The organism is Coriobacteriia bacterium (genome assembly GCA_016649875.1).
GTDB lineage: Bacteria > Actinomycetota > Coriobacteriia > WRKU01 > JAENWW01 > JAENWW01.
On record JAENWW010000004.1, the window covers coordinates 41,408 to 61,412 of the forward strand.

15 protein-coding genes are annotated in these 20,005 nt (G+C 52.2%); all 15 read left to right on the forward strand.

Going from position 1 to position 20,005, the window contains the following annotated elements:
• Positions 1 to 42: 42 nt before the first annotated feature.
• The 15 genes from hrcA (at position 43) to JJE36_02615 (ending at position 19,779) form a co-directional block, all read left to right on the forward strand.
• On the forward strand, positions 43 to 1,101 hold the full coding sequence (gene hrcA / locus JJE36_02545) for a heat-inducible transcription repressor HrcA (protein MBK5211183.1): 1,059 nt from the start codon (positions 43 to 45) through the stop codon (positions 1,099 to 1,101).
• 12 nt (positions 1,102 to 1,113) lie between these two features.
• Positions 1,114 to 2,256: a molecular chaperone DnaJ gene (dnaJ, locus tag JJE36_02550; protein ID MBK5211184.1), complete on the forward strand. Its 1,143-nt coding sequence runs from the start codon at positions 1,114 to 1,116 to the stop codon at positions 2,254 to 2,256.
• A gap of 47 nt (positions 2,257 to 2,303) precedes the next feature.
• Positions 2,304 to 3,560, forward strand: a complete 1,257-nt coding sequence (gene mtaB, locus JJE36_02555; protein MBK5211185.1) for a tRNA (N(6)-L-threonylcarbamoyladenosine(37)-C(2))-methylthiotransferase MtaB — start codon at positions 2,304 to 2,306, stop codon at positions 3,558 to 3,560.
• A gap of 29 nt (positions 3,561 to 3,589) precedes the next feature.
• The gene (gene ybeY, locus JJE36_02560) at positions 3,590 to 4,042 is read left to right on the forward strand and encodes an rRNA maturation RNase YbeY (protein ID MBK5211186.1); all 453 of its coding nucleotides are present in this window, start codon (positions 3,590 to 3,592) and stop codon (positions 4,040 to 4,042) included.
• A complete protein-coding gene (locus tag JJE36_02565; GenBank protein MBK5211187.1) occupies positions 4,042 to 4,575 on the forward strand; it encodes a diacylglycerol kinase family protein in 534 nt (177 codons plus the stop codon). Before ybeY ends, JJE36_02565 begins: the two co-directional genes overlap by 1 nt.
• Positions 4,572 to 5,849, forward strand: a complete 1,278-nt coding sequence (locus JJE36_02570) for an HlyC/CorC family transporter (protein ID MBK5211188.1) — start codon at positions 4,572 to 4,574, stop codon at positions 5,847 to 5,849. Before JJE36_02565 ends, JJE36_02570 begins: the two co-directional genes overlap by 4 nt.
• Positions 5,849 to 6,781, forward strand: coding sequence for a GTPase Era (gene era / locus JJE36_02575; protein ID MBK5211189.1), 933 nt, complete (start codon positions 5,849 to 5,851; stop codon positions 6,779 to 6,781). The genes JJE36_02570 and era overlap by 1 nt, the downstream gene beginning before the upstream one ends.
• 6 nt (positions 6,782 to 6,787) lie before the next feature.
• The gene (recO, locus tag JJE36_02580; GenBank protein MBK5211190.1) at positions 6,788 to 7,540 is read left to right on the forward strand and encodes a DNA repair protein RecO; all 753 of its coding nucleotides are present in this window, start codon (positions 6,788 to 6,790) and stop codon (positions 7,538 to 7,540) included.
• Positions 7,541 to 7,680: 140 nt separating this feature from the next.
• Complete coding sequence (gene glyQ, locus JJE36_02585; protein ID MBK5211191.1) at positions 7,681 to 8,568, forward strand: glycine--tRNA ligase subunit alpha; 888 nt, start codon at positions 7,681 to 7,683, stop codon at positions 8,566 to 8,568.
• Positions 8,568 to 10,631, forward strand: coding sequence for a glycine--tRNA ligase subunit beta (locus tag JJE36_02590; GenBank protein ID MBK5211192.1), 2,064 nt, complete (start codon positions 8,568 to 8,570; stop codon positions 10,629 to 10,631). The genes glyQ and JJE36_02590 overlap by 1 nt, the downstream gene beginning before the upstream one ends.
• Before the next feature lie 77 nt (positions 10,632 to 10,708).
• Entirely contained in the window at positions 10,709 to 11,521 is an 813-nt protein-coding gene (locus JJE36_02595) for a kinase/pyrophosphorylase (protein ID MBK5211193.1), read from the forward strand.
• A 140-nt stretch (positions 11,522 to 11,661) separates the two neighbouring features.
• Positions 11,662 to 14,382, forward strand: coding sequence for a pyruvate, phosphate dikinase (locus tag JJE36_02600; protein MBK5211194.1), 2,721 nt, complete (start codon positions 11,662 to 11,664; stop codon positions 14,380 to 14,382).
• 112 nt (positions 14,383 to 14,494) lie between these two features.
• Positions 14,495 to 15,565 (forward strand): deoxyguanosinetriphosphate triphosphohydrolase, encoded by a 1,071-nt coding sequence (locus JJE36_02605; GenBank protein MBK5211195.1) that lies wholly within the window; start codon positions 14,495 to 14,497, stop codon positions 15,563 to 15,565.
• 159 nt (positions 15,566 to 15,724) lie between these two features.
• Positions 15,725 to 17,830, forward strand: a complete 2,106-nt coding sequence (locus tag JJE36_02610) for a sodium-translocating pyrophosphatase (GenBank protein ID MBK5211196.1) — start codon at positions 15,725 to 15,727, stop codon at positions 17,828 to 17,830.
• 95 nt (positions 17,831 to 17,925) lie between these two features.
• Positions 17,926 to 19,779 (forward strand): DNA primase, encoded by a 1,854-nt coding sequence (locus JJE36_02615; GenBank protein ID MBK5211197.1) that lies wholly within the window; start codon positions 17,926 to 17,928, stop codon positions 19,777 to 19,779.
• The last annotated feature ends 226 nt before the right edge of the window (positions 19,780 to 20,005 follow it).

A 20,005-nucleotide genomic window follows, 5' to 3' on the forward strand; every position in this document is an offset into this window, starting at 1 on the left:
GAGTGCTAATTTAGCATTTCATCAAAACGTTAGGAGGCGAACATGGAAGCTCGAAAGAATCGAATACTCTTCGCGTTGATACAAGAGTATATCTCGACGGCTGTTCCCGTCGGTTCTCGAACGCTCGTCGATCGCTATGACCTCAACTGTTCGCCGGCCACGGTGCGAAATGAGCTTTCCTCTCTTGAAGAAAGGGGTTATCTGATTCAACCGCATACTTCAGCGGGGAGGATTCCCACCGATAAAGGCTACCGTTTATTCGTCGACAGCCTCGTTGAAATGCGTGATGATGTCGACGCCGATGCATCCCACCCGTTTTTCGATACGGCGAAGTTGCATTCGCTCGATATCCATTTCCTCATGAGAAACGTCGCCCAAGCGCTTTCCACGTATACGAACCTGTTATCCATCACGCGGACTCCTTCTTTGGAAAATGCGACGGTGAAAAAACTCGATCTTCTCAGTTTGGGCGCAAACCGGGTGCTTTTCGTGTTGATGACTGACGATGGGCAAGTGGTGAACCGAACCATCGATCTCAAGTTCGACGCGTCGCCTGAAAACGTCGCTACGGTTCAGCACTCGTTGAGTGTCGCATTTCTCGATAAGCCCGCAAATGAAATCGCACCTTTGCGGGAGGCGCTGAGAGGTACCGCCGAGTCCGGCGTGATTACCGATGGACTCACGGTTTGCATCATCGATGAGATTTTGGATGCATTGGCACAGGCCGATCACGAGCACGTTTCGCATGGCGGGCTGGGGGCCCTTTTGCAGCAACCGGAATTCCAAGATGCTTCTTTGGCGCAACCGCTTGTGGACTTGCTCGAAGACGGTCTTGATATATTTGATCTTCTCAAGCAAGGTCAAGAGTGCGGTAAAGCCGAACTGCTCTGCGACACTTCGGTCTTCGTGCGTATCGGCACCGAAAACTCGCGCAGCGAACTCGGTCCGACAAGCCTGGTCATTTCGCCCTACTATGCAAGCGGTGCTCAAGGCTATATCGGTGTCGTCGGTCCCACGAGAATGAATTATCTACGCTCGATCAAGGCGGTACAGCGAGCTGCCGATGAGCTTTCACGAATAACTTCGAACCTAGAAAAATAAGGAGAAAAACAAGTGTCTACTGAACAAGTCGATTATTACGAATTACTCGGTGTTTCTCGCGATGCCGACGCAGATGCCATCAAGAAGGGGTTTCGCCATAAGGCGCGGCAATGCCATCCGGATGTCAGCGATGCACCTGATGCCGAAGAGAAGTTCAAGCAAATAAACGAAGCATATGACGTATTGTCCGACTCCACCAAACGCAGCCAGTATGATCAGTTCGGAACGGTTGGCGGCCCGAGCGGTTTTGGCGGCGGTGGCTATCAGCAGGTCAATGTCGATGATTTGTTCGGAGACCTCTTTTCCTCGTTCTTCGGAGGAGTTTCGGGTTCGACCGGTGGGCGCTCAATCAATCTCGACGGGCGCGACATGCAGATGCGTATTTCGATCACGCTTGAAGAGGCCGCAAAGGGAGTATCCAAAGAAGTCGTCGTCGATCGTCTCGCACCCTGCGAGGATTGCAACGCCACGGGCGCCGCTCCCGGCACGCGCGCGGAGACCTGCCCCGATTGCAACGGAACGGGCCAGGTCATCACGTATAAAAATACCTTTCTCGGCCGAATGCAGACCGCCAGTGTGTGCGATAGGTGCCACGGAACCGGAAAGTACGTCGCATCGCCTTGTCCCGAATGCGAAGGCTCAGGCCGCGTAATCGATCGTCAGACGGTGACGGTCAACATCCCCGCAGGTATCAGCAACGGACAAAAAATCAGGAAAGACGAGCTTGGCGAGGCGGGCGTTCGCGGTGCTCGTTCCGGCGACCTGTTCATCGTCGTTGAAGTTATGGAGCACGAACATTTCGAACGTGACGGAGCAGATCTTCACGCGCATCTCAACGTGTCTATGACCGAAGCGGCGCTCGGAAGTATGAAGACCATCGATGGTCTCCTCGAAAAATCGAATGTCAAGGTCGATGCCGGTGTTCAAACCGGGGACGTCATACGCGTCAAAGGGGCGGGAATGCCCTCTCTGCGCTCGGAGTCAAAAGGTGATCTCTATCTGCACGTCAACGTTGAGATTCCCCGCAAACTCACTGAGCATCAGCGTGAACTTTTGGTTGAGCTTTCAAGCGAGTTCGGCGACTCGGAAGTCGGAACGGTCATGATGCGTAAACGAAGCGGCTTCGATAAATTCAAAGATTGGTTCAAAGGATAAGAGATGGCGCTTTCTCGCATGCGGCAAAGAGACGAGGGGAATCGATTGTGAAGGATACGTTCAAATTTACAGTCAAAACTCTCGGCTGCAAGGTGAACCGAGTCGAGTCGGAGACAATGATGCTCGATCTGGCCGGGTATGACGTCGAGCTGGTCGATGAGTATGAACACGCCGATGCGATAATCGTCAATACCTGTTCGGTCACGGGCGCGGCGGACGCCAAAACGCGCAAGGCTATTCGAAAAATGGCGCGTTCACCGCGCTGTTCTTCTGTGATAGTCACCGGCTGCAGTGCCGCTCTGCACGAGAAAGAGCTTCTGCAGCTCGACGAAAAAGTTCGTGTCGTCGTCGATAAGTCGGCCGTAGCGAATTTTATCGTGGATTCCTTTTCATTGAGCGTTACGCAAAGGGACGACGAGGAACATCGAATGCGCCATGAAAATGGGCCTCTTTTTCGTACGCGTTCTTTTGTGAAGGTCCAAGACGGTTGCGAAAACTTTTGTTCCTATTGCATCGTGCCGTACGCCCGCGGTGTGTGCGCGTCGACGCCTTTTCGCGAGATTGTCGCCCAGGTGGAGAGCCTCGTATCCGAAGGAAAGAAGGAAATCGTCCTCACCGGTATCAATATCGGTCGTTACCGTGATGAAGCAGACGGCATCTTCGACATTTCGGATCTGATTGAGGCGGTGGCTGAGACAGGGATTGCACGTATTCGCGTTTCGAGCATCGAGCCAGTTGACGTCGATGAAAAGTTCGCGTCGTTGTTCGAGCGTGTTCCGCAGATGTGCGAACATGTGCACATTCCGCTGCAATCCGGTTCGAACACCGTGCTTCAACGGATGAACAGACGCTATACCACCGAAGAATTCGCCCGATCGATCGCGTTGTTGCGTGCCGCTTCTCCCGACATCGCGCTGACGACCGATGTCATCGTCGGCTATCCCCACGAGACCGACGAGGAGTTCGACCGGACGGTTCGCTTTTGCGAGGAAATCGGGTTTTCCAAAATACATGTGTTTCGTTACAGTCCGCGCAACGGTACTCCGGCCGCGCTTGAAGAACAAATCCCCGCGCGAATCGTTGCTTCTCGCGCGGACGAGTTGGGTAAAGTGAGCGACGGTCTTGTCCGACGCTATCGCGCGCGGTTTGCAGGCAAACCGCTGGAAGTGCTCGTGGAGCGAAACAGCGAGGGGAGAATCACCGGAACGTCGCGTGAGTATCTGCATGTCGAGCTTGACTTCGATACTTACGCGCATGTGGAAATCAGTCCGGTGCGAGGCGGCATCGTAACGGTAATAGGGTAGAATAAAACCAGGTATTTAGGAGAACAACCATGCATCAAATATGGGTCATATCGAACCGCGAACCCGAACCTCTCAATCTCAATGCGTTCATAGATTTGGGCCTGTTCGTGCTCGAGCTTGAAAACGCACCGCAGAATTCAGAGGTTTCCGTGGCGGTCGTGCCCGTCAGCGAGATCGCCGAGCTCAACGCGAAATATCGTCAAATAGAGGGACCGACCGATGTGCTGTCTTTCCCCTGCGACGATGTCACGGTCACTATGCTCGACGGCGAACCGCTCACTCTCGGCGATGTCATCTTATCTCCTGAGATTGCCGAGGAGAATGCTCATGAACTCGGTCACACCGTCGAAGAGGAGCTCAATTTGCTCATGATACACGGCGTGCTTCACCTTTTGGGGTATGACCACATCCAAGATGAGGACGCAGAAGTCATGCAAGCACGTGAACGTTCGATTCTCGAGGCTTGGAGTTTGCAATCATAATGGTGCCCGATACGAGAACTCAAACCATTGCACGCAGCTTTCAATGCGCTGGAGAAGGAATCATAAACCTCTTGCGCACCGAGCGAAATTTTCGAATTGACTTGGGCGCGGCGATTCTCGTCGGGTTCATGGCGTGTTTGACGCGCACACGCGGAGTCGACCTCGCCGTCATTTTGGCCCTCATCGGAATCATGCTCGCGTCAGAGGCGTTCAATGCCGCGCTCGAATCTGCAGTCGATCTCGTTTCCTCGGACTTTCATGTGTTGGCAAAACGCGCGAAAGACATAGCCGCCGGAGGCGTGCTGTTGATGGCTTTCGTTTCCGTGATTGTCGGAGCACTTATTTTTCTTCCGAAATTGGCGCTTCTGACATCCGGCTATCTGTCGCTGTCGGAAGCGCAAGCGGCGTGGCTGGCTCTTTTCGCCGCCGCTTTTTTCCTGTTTTGCGCGTGGTGTATCACTCATCCGCTCTCAGTGCGAGATGAAGACGTATCCGAACAAAAAGATTTGCCGAAAGAGGGAGAATCAAGATGATTATCATCGCGCTCGTCGTGCTCTTTCTCGTCGGCTGTCAGCTTGCCGTGGTGGTCGCATGTGAAACTTCGATACTCATGCTTTCACCGGGCCGAGCCTATAGGCTCGCAGAATCTCAAACCGTCGGTGCGAACAATGTAGAACAACTCATCGAGGGCCGTCATCGCATGCGCGCCATGGCGATATTCCTCTCGGCGCTCAGCAGCGGTCTGATTGCCGCCGCCACATTTTATCTGACGTTGACGGAGACGAGCTTTTCGGGTTGGGCTGCCGTAGTGGTTTCCTTTTTAGCCACGGTGATCTCAATGATGGTGTACTTCGCATTGTTTCAAGCGACTCCCCGTGCATTCGCCGTTACGAATCCCGAATATATCGCATTGAAAACCGCCGGGTTCACGCTCGGTTTGACAAACCTGTACCGCCCGATCGTCTCGGTACTTTCGGCTCCCGCCAAGGGAGTGGTCACGGCAGCCGGTGGTGAGCGTAAGGTGACCATCTGGGCGGTGACGCCGGAGTGGCGCGACGAGCAAAGTGGCGAGCAGACAGTCGAGGAGGAACAAGAAGCATTCCTCGAAACACTCAACGGATTCAGCGATAAAATAGCGCGCGAAGTCATGACTCCTCGCACCGACATCCATTCACTTGAAGATACCGCGACAATTTCAGATGCGGTCGATATGGTCGAGGATTCCGGATGCTCGCGTATTCCCATTTATCATGACGATCTCGATGACATCCGCGGTATTCTCTATTCGAAGGATTTGCTGCGTGTGGTGGCGAATCATGCGATGAAGGGTTCGAAGTTCGATCAAAGGACTTTGCTCGAACTTTCACGTCCAGCGGTGTTCATCCCTGAGACGAAACCGTTGCCCGACCTCATGATTGAAATGCGCACGCACACCCATATGGTGATTGTCGCCGATGAATACGGTGGAACCTCGGGTCTGCTGTCCTTGGAAGATTTACTCGAAGAAATCGTCGGAGATATTTCGGATGAATTCGACTCGGAGCTTCCCGAGCTCACCAAGCTCGGAGAGGACGTGTATCTCATGTCCGGTAGCTTGAGCGTCGATGAGCTCAACGATTTGTACGACACCGCATTCGATCTCGACGCAGATTCGGTCGCCGGGCTGTTCACCGAACTCATCGGTCGCATTCCCAACGTCGGCGAATCCGTCGAAGCGGAAGGCCTGAAACTCGTCGTGACTCGTCTCGACGGCAATAGAATCGTACAATTACGTGTTTGCCCTGCGCAGAAGAGAGGAGCGGAATAATGCCTGACAACGTAGCCGCGCCCGATGCCAAAGAGTTCAAAAGTGGTTTCGTCGCACTGGTCGGACGTCCGAATGCGGGAAAGTCGACGCTCACCAATGCACTCGTCGGAAGAAAGATCGCCATTACGAGCGATACGCCGCAAACGACGCGTCACCGTCTCCGGGCGATAGTCAATCGTGAGAATTCTCAGATCGTCTTCGTCGATACTCCTGGGCTCCATAAGCCCCACGATGCGCTCGGCGACGAGGTCAATCAGTCGACGTTCAAGGCGCTCGAAGATGTCGATGTCATAGCTTTTCTCGTCGACTCCACTCAGCCCATCGGAAGAGGAGACGAGTGGGTGGCCGAATATGTGAAAAAGTCTCGGAGCGCGTTGGCGAGAATACTCGTATTGACCAAAGTCGACATTTCCAGTGAGGAACAGGTACAAGCACAAATCGATCGAGTGAAAAAACTCGGAGATTTCGATCGAATCATCGCGTTGAGCGCTAAGACGGACTTCAATTTGGAAGGTTTGCTTGCTGAGATCGAGCGGCATCTGCCCTGCGGGCCGCGTTGGTTTCCCGAGGACATGGATACCGATCAGTCCATCGAAGTCATGATTTCGGAGTTCATTCGTGAAAAAGTGCTCTATTCGACATTCGATGAAGTTCCCCATGCAGTCGGTGTACAGCTCGATGATCTCGAACAGAATAAAAAAGCCGATATCACAAAAATTTACGCGACCATTTACGTTGAACGTGATTCCCAAAAAGGCATCATCATCGGCAAAGGCGGAAGCGGCATCAAAAAAATAGGCGAAACTTCGCGTGCCGACCTCGAGCGCCTGCTGGGGACACGTGTTTTCCTCGACTTGCGTGTGAAAGTTAAAAAAGGATGGCGCAAGGATGCAAGCCAAATCAAGCGTTTCGGTTATGGGGAAGGGCTGTAATCTCTTTTGGCGCAAACGTATGCTAAAACCGGGCTCGTTCTCAAAACCACCAAACTCGGCGAGACGGATCTCATCCTCACCATGCTCGGTGCGGATGGCTCTTTGATAAAAGGTGTCGCAAAAGGTGCGCGTAATCCGAAGTCGAAAAATGTGGGAAGAACCGATGTGTTCATGTGCTGCGATCTGCTTCTCGCAAAGGGCAAGTCACTCGATATCATCGTGGAAATGCGTACCGTCAATGCGTACCGGAATTTGCGGGAATCCTATGAGCTCTCTTTGCTTGCTTCGACGATATCAGAAATCGCATTCCGTATCGCCATGCCCGACAATCCCGAAGAGATGCTCTATCAGATGACCATAGCCGCTTTCGACAATTTATCGGAATTCGGCGAAGAGCGCGGTGCCTCCCTCATGCTCGGATTTTTCATGAAGGCCATGGCGGTCCAAGGCTATCGGCCTTCTTTCGAATACTGCGCCGTCTGTTCGGAGGAATATTCCTCATATGTGGGGTGGTCTGCAAAGGCCGGTGGCGTCATCTGCGAATCCTGCGCGCTCCATTTCGCCGACCTTGCACCGTTTAACGGCGCCACCGTCGAATGGATGAAATATCTGCTCATGTCGACGTTTTCACAAATCGGTGAAACGAACATAGAGAAAAGGGCTTTGGAGGATATCAGCAAACTCATGCTTGATTTTTTCGAATATAATTTTGCGGCCACCATAAAATCATTGCCCATATACTGGTCGCTTTGCCCATGACATCAAGAAGATTTCGTGAGTTATGCGATGTGTTCCTCTAAGACCTGCAGCCCACATCATTTGTTTTAAGGTAGAATGAATGAACCGTACGCCTTTGTCTGAGGCGTGTGAAAACCAACACGCAAAATGAGGAGAGTTATATGACCGCTCAGACATTTCAGGATGTCATTTTGTCGTTGCAACGTTACTGGGCCAACCAAGGTTGCGTTGTACTCCAACCCTATGATACCGAAGTGGGAGCCGGGACTTTTCATCCGGCTACCACGCTTAAAGCTCTCGGGCCGAATTCATGGAAAACCGCCTATGTACAACCGTGCCGCAGACCGACCGACGGACGCTACGGTCAAAACCCCAATCGTCTCCAGCATTATTATCAATTTCAAGTCATTTTAAAGCCGAGCCCCGATAATGTGCTCGATCTGTATTTCGACTCGCTCCGTACCATCGGCATCGATGTCGACGAGCATGATATGCGTCTCGTCGAAGACGACTGGGAATCTCCCACACTCGGGGCGTGGGGGCTCGGGTGGGAAGTGTGGCTCAACGGTATGGAAGTCACCCAATTCACTTACTTTCAGCAGGTGGGTGGGTTCGAATGCAGCCCTGTTCCGTCAGAAATCACCTACGGGCTCGAGCGCCTCGTCATGTATATTCAAGGCGTGGACAGTGTGTACGATATCGTCTATGCACGCGATGAAAACGGAAATGAAGTGTCCTACGGCGATGTGTTCCTCAATGATGAGATTCAATACAGTACGTACAATTTCGAGGTTGCCGATGTCGATATGCTCTTGCACCTATTCGACAGTTATGAGCGGGAGTGTCAAGCAACTCTCAATGCGGGGCTGGTTCTTCCGGCCTATGACTATGTGCTGAAGTGCAGCCATGCTTTCAATTTGCTCGATGCACGAGGCGCCATCAGCGTCACGGAGCGGCAAGGATACATACTTCGTGTCCGCGCATTGGCGAAGAGTTGCTGCGCCGCTTATCTCGAACTGATAACCGACGCATCAAAGGGAGAAGAATAATGAGCGCGCGTGATTTGATTTTCGAAATCGGTACCGAAGAACTGCCGAGCGCGCCACTCAACGATGCGCTCGTACAGTTGGGAAAACTCGTGCCGAACGCTTTAGCCCAAGCAAACCTCGACTTTGAGGATTTCACTCTTTATTCGACGCCGCGACGTATCACGGTTTGTGTTTCCGGTTTGACAGACGAGCAACCCGATAGGGTGGTTGAGTACAAAGGTCCGGCCAAAAAAGTCGGATTCACACCCGACGGTGAGCCGACGAAAGCCGGTATCGGATTCGCACGCGGAAAAGGCATCGATATCTCTCAAGTGGAGCTGCGCGAAATCGACGGAGTCGAATATCTGTATGCGTGCGTCGAGCAAAAGGGTCGCAAGGCACTCGCTATTCTTCCTGAGATATTAAGCGGATTTTTGCATGATTTGGATTGGAAACGCTCACAGCGTTGGGGAGACCAGACGGTCAGGTTCGTCCGTCCGGTTCGGTGGATTCTCGCTCTTTTCGGCGATGAAATCGTTCCGGTTTCTTTCGGAGATGTCGTCTCGGATCGTTTCACCTACGGACATCGATTTCTGTCTTCGGGTAGAATCGAGATTTCCTCCCTGCGTGATTATGAGAATACGTTGCGCGGAAATCATGTGGTGATCGACCCATCGAAGAGAGAGGCACTCATCCGAGAGGGAATCGCCGAGTTCGGTTCGCTGTACGGCACACCCCTCATCGTCGATTCGGTTCTTCGCGAGGTCATCAACCTGACGGAATACCCCAATGCGGTCGCAGGCGAGTTCGACGAGGAATTTCTTCGCGTACCTCGAGAGATTCTCGAGTATGCGATGAGCAAACATCAGAGGTATTTCGCCATTCAGAGAGCGGACGGTACGCTCGACAATCACTTCGTGGTCATCTCGAACGGGAATCCGAAATTCTCTCGTCAGATCATCGAAGGTCACGAACGTGTCGTGCGGGCGAGACTCGCAGACGCCGCTTTCTTCTATGATGCGGATCTCAAAGTTCCGCTCGAGCAATGGCTCAAAAAACTCGAGCACGTGGTGTTTCAGGAAAAATTAGGAACGACCGCCGCAAAAGTGGAGCGAGTCGAGCGCCTTACGCATATGCTCTCTCAGTCGCTTGATCTAGCGCCCGATGAAGCGGCGTTCGCACAACGTGCGGCACATCTCGCAAAAGCCGACCTCGTGACGAATGCCGTCGTAGAATTCACTGAATTGCAGGGCGTCATGGGTGCCTACTATGCGCTCGCCTCAGGTGAGGAGCCCCAAGTCGCCACAGCGATCCGTGAGCATTACAAGCCTCGCTTCGCGTCCGATACGATTCCTTCCACCACTGCCGGTCGAATCGTGTCGATCGCTGATAAGTTGGATACGATCGCCGGTATTTTCGCCGTAGGAAAAGCCCCCAAGGGGACATCGGATCCCTTCGCTTTGCGCCGAAGTGCGATCGGTATTTTGCAAATCGCTCTTCAGAGCCTTCCTCTTAATCTCGAAGAAGCCATATCTTTTGCCCTCGGACGGATCGAAGGTGTCGATTTCGATGAGGAAAAGACCAAAAAATCCATCATCGACTTTTTTACGGCACGTTTGCAGACGATTTTGCGTGATGCCGGTTTTGCGTACGATACCGTCGATGCCGTACTCGCTGTCGACGGAGGCTATCCGGCCGATGCTTATAGGCGTTGTGAGAGCCTCACTGAGTTCCGCGCCTCGAACGAGGCCGCCGCTGATCTTCTTGCAGCTTACAAGCGTGCGAAAAATCTCAGCGTGGCCGATGTGGGCATTCAAGTGGATAAATCATTGTTCGTTCCGGTTGAAGATGCATTCGCCCAGGCCATCATCAAGGCGGCGCAGGGAAGTAAGGCGTTTTTCACCAGTGGAGACTACAGTGCCATGCTCGAGTTGCTCTCGTCGTTGCGCGAACCTGTCGATGCGTTTTTCGAAGGCGTTATGATTATGGATCCCGATGAAGCGTTGAAGAACAACAGAATGGCTCTTCTCAACAACTTTTTGGAGCTCTTCGATTTGTTCGCAGATTTTTCAAAACTTTCTTAAGTCTGCCCGTGTTCGAAAAAAGACTCGTTCAATAAGATTCGTTCAATATATATGAGTATGAAAAGGCCGAGGTGACGATGACAAGCCCGGAAAAAATAACGATTCACATTATCAGCGATGCCGTCGGAGAGACGGGCGAATCGGTTGCCAAGGCGGCTGCTTCGCAGTTTCCCGGTGTTCACGTGGTGATTAGAAAGTCGACGATGATTCGCGATGTCCATCAGTTGCGACAAATCGTCGAAACGCACGCCGGCGAAGAAAACTATTTATTTTTGTATACGTTTGCTCACGGTGAACTACACGATGAGATGGACGATCTCGTCAAAGACGGCGCGATAGGAATCGATGTTTTAGGTCAGACGATTATGCGCCTCGAGCGTATGACCTCGCAACATGCATCGAGCTTCGTCGGTGCACTTCGCAGAACCGACCAAAAGTATTTCGATCGCATCGACGCGATGGAATACTCGGTTGCGCATGACGACGGTCGCAGGCCGGATGGCCTTCTGCGAGCCGACGTGGTCATCGTCGGTGTTTCGAGAACTTCGAAAACGCCCCTCTCCATGTACTTGGCCTATAGGGGGGTTCGCACGGCGAATGTCCCGTTGGCGTTGGGCGTGGAGCCTCCCAATGAGTTGTTCGATTGCGATCCGAAAAAAATATTCGGTTTGATGTCGACTCCGGAGGTCCTTCTCGACATTCGTAAAGGCCGTGTGAAGGAACTCGGCGCATTCGTACCCGATTATGCGGATCGCGAACATGTCGAGCGCGAGCTTGAAGAAGCGCGTGCTCTCATGCGCAAGTTGGGCTGCATTGTGATCAATACGGCCAACCGAGCCATTGAAGAAGTCGCCCAGGAGATTTTGCGATATGTTGAGCGATTCGAATAATCTGTTGTATCATTGCAAATACGTTACGTGGAATTCGTAGCGTTTTTTGCTTGTTAAGATACTGCGTTACTGTCGGTTTTGCGCGTTTATCGTCGAGGCGAAACGTACAAAGTAGGGTCTTAGTTTTTAAGGGAGATGCCGTGTCTGATATTAAGCGTGTCTACGCGTTCGGAAAAGACGCACAAGGCGAGAACCGCACCGAAGGAAACAAAGGAATGAAGTTCATTCTCGGTGGTAAAGGTGCAAACCTCGCTGAAATGGCGAATATGGAACTTCCTGTTCCTCCCGGTTACACCATCAGTTGCCAAACTTGTATGGAGTATTACAATTCCAATCCACCTTCTTTCCCCGATGAACTCGAAGCTGACCTCGTTTCATATACGGCTGATTTAGAGGCGAAAATGGGCAAGAAACTCGGAGACGTCAAAGACCCGCTTCTCGTATCCGTCCGTTCCGGTGCGGCATTTTCGATGCCGGGTATGATGGATACCATTCTCAACCTCGGACTTAACGACGAGTCGATTCACGGTCTCATCAGCCAGACGGGTAACGAGCGTTTCGCTTGGGATTCCTATCGACGCTTCATCCAAATGTTCTCAAACGTCGTTCTCAATGTCGAAGGCGACGAATTCGAAAACGCCATCACCGTTAAAAAGCATCAAGCGGGAGTGATCGATGACAGCGAGCTTTCGGCAAACGACCTCAAAGATCTCGTCGAAGATTTCAAAACGACCGTTTCTCGAGAGGTGTCCGCAGACGATTTTCCTTCTCTTGTCATCGACGGCAAAGTTGCGTTCCCTCAAGACGTCAATGTACAGCTCCACTTGGCAATCGAGGCGGTTTTCAGCAGTTGGAACAATCGTCGTGCGCGTGACTATCGTCGCATGGAAAAAATCTCCGATGACATCGGAACTGCGGTAAGCGTTCAGTCCATGGTCTTCGGCAACAAAGGCGAGACGTCTGCCACCGGAGTCGGATTCACGAGAAATCCCGCTGACGGTACCAACGAATATTACGGTGACTTCCTGACGAACGCCCAGGGCGAAGACGTCGTGGCAGGCATTCGTTTGACGGAGCCTATTTCAAAATTAAAGACTCTTCCGGGTCTTGAAAAAGCCGGGGAAGAACTTGATAACGTATTCGCCGTTCTCGAAGAGGCATATCGCGATATGTGCGATATCGAGTTCACCATCGAGCAAGGCAAGCTCTGGATGCTCCAGACTCGTGTCGGTAAGCGTACCGCACGTGCGGCGCTCAAAGTCGCCGTCGACTTGGTCGGAGAGGGAGCCATTTCGAAAGAAGAGGCGGTATCCCGCATCAATCCGGCACAGCTTGACCAGCTTCTCCATCCGACGTTCGACACGAAGCGAACCTACGATGTCGTCGCGCGCGGGCTCAATGCAAGCCCCGGCGCAGCAGTCGGTACGGCGGTCTTTTCCGCCGACGACGCCGAAGCGGCCGCCGCACGTGGCGAAAGAGTCGTATTGGTTCGCTGGGAGACGACTCCTGACGACTTGCACGGCATGGTCGCTGCACAAGGCATTTTGACTTCTCACGGCGGAAAGACTTCCCATGCAGCCGTCATCGCACGCGGTATGGGCAAGCCGTGCGTATGCGGTGTCGATAAATTGAAAATCGACACAAAGGCGAAGCAAGCCTCCGTCATCGGCACCGACATCGTCATTAAAGAAGGCGATTCGATCTCAATCGACGGAACATCGGGTATTTTGATTCTCGGCGATGCAGACTTGGTCGAGCCCGAGGTTTCAGGAGATTTCGAAACCATTCTCGAATGGGCCGACGAGTTTCGTACGCTCGGAGTATATGCCAACGCGGATAACCCCGAGGATGCGAAAATATCTCGTGATTTCGGCGCAGAAGGCATCGGCTTGACTCGTACCGAGCATATGTTCCTCGGTGAGCGTAAAGACATCATCCAAGATTTCATCTTGTCCGATTCTGATGAAGGTCGCAACGCCGCGCTTGCAAAACTTCTCGACGTACAAGTTTCTGACTATCTCGGAATCTTTGAGGCGATGGACGGGCTGCCGGTAACGGTGCGTCTTCTCGATCCGCCTCTCCACGAGTTCTTGGATAATCCTCGCGAACTCGAGGTCGAGCTCGTGCGACGTGAACTTGTCGGTGATTCAGCCGGAGCGCTTGCCGAAGGTAAGAAGCTTCTTGCCGAAATCGATGCACTTTCCGAGCAAAACCCGATGCTCGGTATGCGCGGTTGTCGACTGGGAATCGTGTTCCCCGAACTTTACGCCATGCAAGTTCGTTCGATTACGCGTGCGGCCCATCAGCTCAAAGCGGCCGGCAAAGATCCTCATCCCGAGATCATGATTCCGCTCGTAAGCTTGAAGGCCGAACTTGAGACACTTCGTGCAGAAGCCGAGGCCGTCATCGCCGAGGTCGAGCAAGAAACCGGTCAACACGTGGATATCCCCATCGGCACCATGATCGAACTTCCTCGCGCCGCAATCACGGCCGATGAGATCGGGCAAGTCGCCGACTTCTTCAGCTTCGGCACCAACGATCTCACTCAGACAGCATTCGGCTTCAGCCGCGACGATGTCGAGTCGAGCTTTCTGACGTCTTATCTCGAGCGTAAGATTCTCGATCGCAACCCGTTTGAGACACTTGACGACGGCGTCGCCCAACTCGTTGCAATCGCCTGTGAGAAGGGTCGCAAAGCAAATCCCGCTATTCATCTGGGAATCTGCGGTGAGCACGGCGGCGATCCGGAGTCGATCCATAAGTGTCAAAAGGCCGGACTGACCTATGTGAGCTGCTCACCCTATCGTGTGCCGGTCGCACGTCTCGCAGCCGCACAGGCAGCGCTTGCGGAGAAGAAGTAAGTCAGTCGCAAATCATAAGAATGAAAAGTCCTCACGTGTACGATGCGTGGGGACTTTTTTGTGTCCGGGACGTGCGGTAGACTTATGTATCGCACAACTAAGGAGCTCTCCCATGGATTCTGACCACGACATTTCTAATCTCGTTTTTTTACGCGAGGACATCGAGCAGCGCGAACGGGATATCTTATCTCCCTACGCCGCCTTGTCCGCAGACACCAAAGGTCGAGTCGTTGTACGACCGCTCGACATATACCGTACGGAATTTCAACGAGATCGCGACCGTATCCTCCACTGCAAATCTTTGCGAAGACTCTCTCATAAAACTCAAGTGTTTTTGGCGGCGGAAGGGGATCACTATCGGACGAGGCTGACGCACACTCTCGAGGTTGCACAAATCGCCCGCTCGGTCGCCCGTACTCTTCGCCTGAATGAAGATCTTACCGAGGCGATAGCGTTGGGACACGATCTCGGGCATACGCCATTCGGACATACGGGCGAAACCGCTCTCAACCGCGCGCTTTCAAAAATTCAGTCAGATTATCGCGAGAAATACCCCAAAGCTCCCACGCACTACGAACACGTCGAACAATCGTTACGCCTTGTCGAGTGTCTCGAGTACGACGGCAAGGGACTGAATTTATGTTGGGAGACGCGTGACGGAATATTGGGGCACAGTGGAAATCACATTCCGAAAACTCTCGAAGGGCAGATCGTGCGAATTTCTGATCGCATCGCCTATATCAATCATGACATCGACGATGCGCTTCGTGCCGGCGTGATATCGGAGGAGAACCTTCCGCAAGAATATTGCGAAGTTCTCGGTGACAACTCTCCTCATCGGATCACCACCCTCGTGCGCGACCTTGTCGAAAATTCGGCCGGACGAGAGAGAATCATCATGTCTTCATCCGTCGAACACGCTATGCTCGGGTTGCGCTCATGGATGTTTGATAACGTGTATTTATCGCAGGGTGCCAAGTCGGAGGAGCCGAAGGCTCTCGGATTGATCGAGTCGTTATTCTTTTATTATCTCGACCATATGGACGATGTTCCTCACGAATATCGAGTGCATTCCGACGGATGCGATGTTCGCGCAGTCATCGATTTCGTCGCCGGGATGACCGATCGTTATGCCCTGAAACAATATGAAGAAATATTCGTGCCGAAAAGTTGGCGTATTTAGGGTCGGCTTGTCCAACTCGCATAGTGCATTTGCACGGGTTTATGATAATGTTATTGATGGCAAATTCATGTAGGATTTGTGGATTCCCTTTAGGGGGCGGCACTACGGTAGTTTTCAAAAGAGTGCATATGATTTGTGCTCATGGGAAGGGAGTAAGGTATGACTTGGTTGGCTTGGTTGGCGCCTCTTTGCGCAGTGCTGGGTCTTGCGGTCGCTTTTTATCTTGCATCTTGGGTACTTAAACAAGATGCTGGGACGAAAAAGATGCAAGAAATATCTGAAGCTATACAAGAAGGTGCTCTTGCGTTTCTGTTTGCTGAATACAAAGTACTTTTCATCTTCATCGTCGTTGTCGCTGCCGTTCTCGGTTTTGCCACAACTCCACTTACCGCAGTTGCATTTGTGACCGGTTCTCTTTTGTCGGTCGGTGCCGGGTTCATCGGTATGCATGTCGCCACACGTGCGAATGCGCGTACGGCACAAGGCGCAACGAAGGGTATCGAAGTTGCACTCAATGTTGCGTTTCGCTCAGGACTGACGATGGGGCTTGTCGTTGCCGGTCTCGGTCTTTTTGGACTTGCCATCTGGGCTATCGTTCTTTTACTCGGAGCGGGTTCACTCGGTGCCCTTTCGAAAGGTGCAGAAATTATTTCAGGTTTCTCAATGGGTGCTTCTTCTGTCGCCCTTTTCGCCCGTGTCGGTGGTGGAATCTACACGAAAGCAGCCGATGTCGGAGCTGACCTCGTGGGAAAGGTCGAAGCCGGTATTCCCGAAGACGATCCTCGCAACCCCGCTGTTATCGCAGATAACGTCGGTGATAACGTCGGTGACGTAGCCGGAATGGGTGCAGATCTCTTCGAGTCTTATGTCGGCTCGATTGTCGCTCCCATGATTTTGGCGGTTTCGATCTGGGCCGGATCCGGTTCGGGTTTTGCCGGTATGAAAGACGGAACCGGTGACCTTTTCTTCGGTATCGCCATTCCGTTGCTTATCGCCGCCATGGGCATTCTCGCTTCGATTATCGGATTGTTCTTCGTGCGCGCGAAGAAAGGTGCGAACCTTCACAATGCGCTCAATAAAGGAACTTATATCGCCGCAGGTCTTGAAATCATCGCAATGGGCGGCCTTATATACTATTGGGCACAAACAACCGAAGTAGCTCGAATTTGGTTCTTCGGTGCCGTCGTCATCGGCCTTCTCGCCGGTCTCGGTATAGGCCGTGTAACCGAGTACTTCTGCTCAGATGAATACAAGCCGGTACAAGGGATTGCGGATGCATCCGAAACAGGTGCCGCCACCAATATCATTTCCGGCCTCGGCGTAGGCATGATGTCGACTGTCGTTCCAGTCATCATCGTCGCCATTGCCATCATCGTTTCCTACATTTTCGGAAACAAGGCGGTGCCATCGAACGATATTTCCGGTATTTACGGAATCGGTTTAGCGGCGCTCGGTATGCTTTCCATCACAGCCATCACCGTCGGCGTCGATGCTTACGGACCTGTTGCCGATAACGCCGGTGGTATCGCCGAAATGGCACACATGGGCGATGATATTCGCGAAATCACCGATTCTCTCGACTCCGTCGGAAACACGACGGCAGCCATCGCCAAGGGCTTTGCAATCGGCTCCGCCGGTCTCACCGCGCTTGCTTTGTTCGTTGCATTCCGCCAAGGACTGACTGTTCCTATAAACATGTCTCTTGAGAACCCATGGGTAATCGCCGGTCTCTTCGTGGGCGGTATGTTGCCGTTCCTGTTCGGAGCTTTGACGATGAATGCCGTCGGTCGTGCCGCTAACGCAATGATTATCGAGGTTCGTCGCCAGTTCAAAGAGATTGTCGGAATCATGGAGTATGAAGCCAAACCGGATTATGCGGCTTGCGTCGATATCTCCACCAAAGCCGCCTTAAAAGAGATGGTCGGCCCCGGCGTCATCGCCGTCGTCGTTCCCGTCGTAGCCGGTATTTTAAACCTCGATTTTCTCGCCGGTCTTCTCGCCGGCGCTCTGGTCACCGGATTCTTGCTCGCTATTTTCATGGCCAATGCAGGTGGTGCTTGGGATAACGCAAAGAAATATATTGAAGGCGGTGCTCACGGTGGTAAGGGCTCGGCGGCCCATAAGGCTGCCGTTGTCGGTGACACCGTCGGTGACCCCTTCAAAGACACTTCAGGTCCTTCGATGAACATCTTGATCAAGTTGATGACCGTAGTCGCTTTGGTGTTCGTTCCGCTTTTCAACACCATTCACGTAATCGCAAAATAATACGCATACGTAATTTGTAATACGCATATTCGAATCACGCATAAACCCCCGCGCTGTACAGCGGGGGTTTATGCAGTTTAAGGTACAATTGTTCTATGGCTCGAATCACAGATGAAGACATAGAAAAAGTTCGTGAAGCAACAGACATCGTTTCGCTTATCGGCGAGCGAATCGTTCTGAAGCAAAAGTCCGGAGTATTCTGGGGTTGCTGTCCGTTCCACGGTGAGAAGACGCCGTCTTTCAAAGTCGACCCGACTTCGGGGTTGTTCTACTGTTTCGGCTGTCACGAACATGGCGATGCATTCAAATTTCTGCAACTCACCGAATCGCTTGAGTTCCCCGAAGCGGTCAGGGTACTCGCCGAGCGTGCGCATATCGAACTGGAAGCCACCGAGGGACAAAATAATGTGGCGGGGTTCGTTTCGCAAGTGCGTTCCGTGTGTGAAGATACGGCGACGTTTTATCATGACATGCTCAACGGCCTGAGAAGTCCTGAGGCTGATGCGGCTCGTTCTTATCTCGGAAGTCGAGGTTTCGGGAGTGAGATTTCAAAAACCTGGCAGCTCGGCTTTGCCCCCGGAAACGGTTCGCTTGTCGCACATTTGAAGAAGAAAGGGCATAGCGATAAGGCGATTGAATCGGCCAATGTCGGTATACGCTCCGGGCTGCAACTGAGGGATAGATTTTATAATAGGGTGATGTTTCCCATACGTGACGTGTCAGGACGCGTGATAGCATTCGGAGGCCGTGTCATCGGACAGGGCAATCCGAAGTACCTCAACTCGAGCGATACTCCGATATTTCATAAATCACGTAATATGTATGGAATAGACAAAGCGAAGCCTGAGATATTGAAGAGCAAGACGGCGGTGGTTGTCGAAGGATACACCGATGTCATTGCGCTCTCGAAATCAGGAATCGTCAATGCGGTCGCAACGCTTGGAACGGCGCTTACCTCAGAACACATCAAGCTCCTTTCGCGCTTCGCCATAAGAATCATATACATTTTCGACGGTGATGAAGCCGGTCTGAGAGCCGCTGATCGCGCTGTCGAATTCATCGACCAGACCATTACCGTCGAATCGAGTGCAAATCCGATTGTGCTCGATGTCGTCGTGTTGCCGGCCGGGACCGATCCTGCAGATATAGCATCGAGTGAAGGGGGAGCGCAGGAGTTTTCAAAATTGCTCAAGACGGCTGTTCCCCTCATTCGCTTTGCGATCGATAGGAGACTTTCCAGGTGGGATCTTTCGCGCCCCGAGGAACGGCAAAGAGCGATAAATGATTGCACTTCGATATTAGTTCCGATAAAAGGTTCGGTGATGGCCACCGATTATGCCCAATACATCGTCGATAAGTTGTGGGCGAGCGGTGTGCGTGTCGAGCTTTCCCAGATACTTGATGCTTTGGCCAATCAGAAGAACACGATGCCGAATCATTCGGTACCCGACGAGCAAGGAGTTGTCATAAAATCGGGCACGAATTTGTTTGTGCTCGGAAAAGAAGCGACTTCGGATGAGCGGCTCGCTCAAGAAATTATCGCGTTTATGGTATTGGACAAAAGAGCACGCAATTTTCTCGCTCAAAATGTCGAAACGGATATGTTCGTATCGCAGATATATCGTCAGATGTTTTCCTTGCTATCGGGGGAACTCAAGCAAAGCGATATCGGAGCGGCCGTCTCTCGTTTGACCGATGCGTTTCCCGGTAGCGACGCATTCATCTCGACTTTCAACTTCACTCAAATGGATGAAACGAAAATGAAAAGTTTGGTCGAGGAGATGGTCCTGCGGATGAAGGAAACTTCAATGGAACGCGAAGTCGCTCACAATACCGCAAAGCTTAAGGATGAGACCTCCCGGCCCGATGAAAGAGTGGAGCTCATCCGCACGATTGCAAAGACGCAGCTCGAACTCAGTTTTTTGCGAACGAAAAGACACCTCAGCTAAAATAAGCATACGAACTTTGTAGAATTCTTATTCTTTGCAGTAGTTTTAAGTATTTATGCGTATATTCACATCGTTGAGCGCAAAATCTATCGAAGGAAGTAGCGACGTGCCAAAAGAAGAAAAAGTAGTGTCCGAAGGCAAGACTTCGGCTAAGAAAGCGGTTACTAAAAAAGCCGATCACAAGGAAACTATCATGGAAAAGAAGACAAAATCGTCGAGTAAAAGC